2 protein-coding genes and 1 pseudogene are annotated in these 2,310 nt (G+C 40.8%); all 3 read left to right on the top strand.

Annotation, left to right across the window (positions count from 1 at the left end; genetic code table 11):
- Positions 1-192: pseudogene (locus tag Q0F04_RS11730) on the top strand (carbohydrate ABC transporter substrate-binding protein); the annotation flags it as partial.
- 104 nt (positions 193-296) lie between these two features.
- A complete protein-coding gene (locus Q0F04_RS11725) occupies positions 297-1,196 on the top strand; it encodes a sugar ABC transporter permease (protein ID WP_295753501.1) in 900 nt (299 codons plus the stop codon).
- Positions 1,189-2,016 (top strand): carbohydrate ABC transporter permease, encoded by an 828-nt coding sequence (locus tag Q0F04_RS11720; protein ID WP_295753499.1) that lies wholly within the window; start codon positions 1,189-1,191, stop codon positions 2,014-2,016. Before Q0F04_RS11725 ends, Q0F04_RS11720 begins: the two co-directional genes overlap by 8 nt.
- Positions 2,017-2,310: the final 294 nt, after the last annotated feature.

Below are 2,310 nucleotides of genomic sequence, written 5' to 3'. Positions count from 1 at the left end.
TTTAACAACCAGCCGATCTTCTCAACAATTGTAGACTATTCTTCCCATATTCCGGAATTCACAAAGACTCCGTACCACTATGAGGCAAGAGAGTGCATCAACACAGCTGTTGTTAATATCGTAAACGGAGCAGACAAGGAATCTGCACTTCAGGAAGCACAGGATACACTTGCATTCAAGATGACAGAGTAATCTGAAAACTTATCCTGAAATGAATAAGTAAATACAGAGCAGGGGACTGCATGCAGTCCCCTGTCTTATGTAAAGGCTTAAGAGGTTTGAAAGGAGGAGTTCCTGTGAATTCCAAAAAAAGTGGCATGTCTCTGGTAGCGAAACAGAGAGCGGCAGGCTGGATCTTTCTGGCACCTGCAACCATCATGATCGCTGTCATGAGTTTTTATCCGATGATCCGTGCATTTATCATTTCTTTACAGACAGGTGCCGGAGCAAACATGCGGTTTGCGGACCCGATCTTCAGTAACTACAAACGTATCATGATGGATAAAGTATTTCAGCAGTCCATCGTCAACACATTTTTATATCTTATCATTCAGGTACCGATCATGCTGATCCTTGCGATCCTGCTTGCACAGCTTCTGAATAACAAAGATCTGAAATTCAAAGGATTTTTCCGTACATGTGTATTCCTTCCATGTGCGACATCTCTGGTATCTTATTCTCTGATCTTCCGTTCCATGTTTGCAACAGACGGTCTGATCAACAGTATCCTGATCAAACTTGGAATTTTATCTACCGGCTATAACTTCCTGGGAAATTCCGCCAGTGCCAAGGTTGTTATCATCCTGGCCCTGATCTGGAGATGGACAGGATACAACATGGTATTCTATCTTGCCGGCCTTCAGAATATTGAATATTCTGTATATGAGGCAGCAAAGATTGATGGCGCCAACGGCTGGAAGACTTTCTGGAAGATTACTGTTCCGCTTCTGAAACCGACAATTATCATGACATTTATCATGTCTATCAATGGTACACTGCAGCTGTTTGATGAGTCTGTCAACCTGACAAAAGGTGGTCCGGCGAACACAACAATCACAATGTCCCATTATGTTTACAATACATGTTTTATTAACGTACCAAACTTTGGATATGCAGCAGCAATGTCATTTATCATATTCATTATGGTAGCTGTACTTGCATTTATTAATTTGAAAGTAGGTGATACACGTGACTAAGAAAAACAAATCAGCAATTCAGAGAAGATTGATTCCTACCTATATTTTTCTGATCATCGTGTCATTTATTTCGGTATTCCCGTTATACTGGATGATCTCAGCCGCAACAAATACATCAACAGATGTATCCCGTGGACGAATTATCCCGGGAAGTCATTTCATGGAAAACTTCCATAATCTGACAGCTCAGCAGCCATTGTGGAGAGCACTTGGAAACTCTTTCTTCTATGCGATCCTTACTACAGTGATCTGTCTTCTGGTTTGCTCTATCGCAGGTTACGGATTTGAAGTTTACCATGATAAGTGGAAAGACAGAGTATTTTCAATCCTGCTTCTGGCTATGATGGTTCCGCAGGTTGCAACTATGGTTCCGTTATTCAAAATGTTCTCCAAGGCAGGACTTCTGAATACAGCAGTAGGTTTTATCCTTCCGATTATTTCCACGCCGTTTATGATCATGATGTTCCGTCAGAATGCCAGATCATTCCCGGTTGATATTATTGAAGCTGCACGTATTGACGGACTCAGCGAAGTAAGGATTTTCTTCCAGATGTTCATTCCTACAATGAAATCTACGTATGCGGCAGCTGCTGTTATTACCTTTATGAATGCATGGAACTCTTATCTGTGGCCAAAGGTAATCATGACAGACAACAAGGCAATGACCATGCCAATGCTGATCGCCAACCTGATCACAGGTTATGTGACAGATTATGGTATGCTGATGTGCGGTGTATTGTTCTGTTCTATTCCTACAATGATCGTATTCTTTGTATTACAGAAACAGTTTGCAGAAGGTATTACCGGAGCAGTCAAATAAAAAACTGAAAAAGAAAAATATAACTTCGACCGTCTGGAAGACATTATCAATAATCTATACAGAGAGGGCGAAAGAGAACACCCGGCAGATTACGAAAAGTAATTTTGCCGGGTGTTTTTGCCTGTTTAGAAATTTATGGCAAGCCTCTTAATCAATATGCATTACTTCAACTATACAGAATCATATGGTTCCGAAAAGGTAGCATTATTTATGGAATTGTTATAGTGTTACTGTTCACTCTGTTCACAGCAACACGCTTCGCGATGCACAGAATTTATGCGATTAGCATAAATT

The organism is uncultured Holdemanella sp. (assembly GCF_934772795.1).
GTDB lineage: Bacteria > Bacillota_I > Bacilli_A > Erysipelotrichales > Erysipelotrichaceae > Holdemanella.
This window is presented reverse-complemented; position numbering and strand designations above follow the sequence as displayed.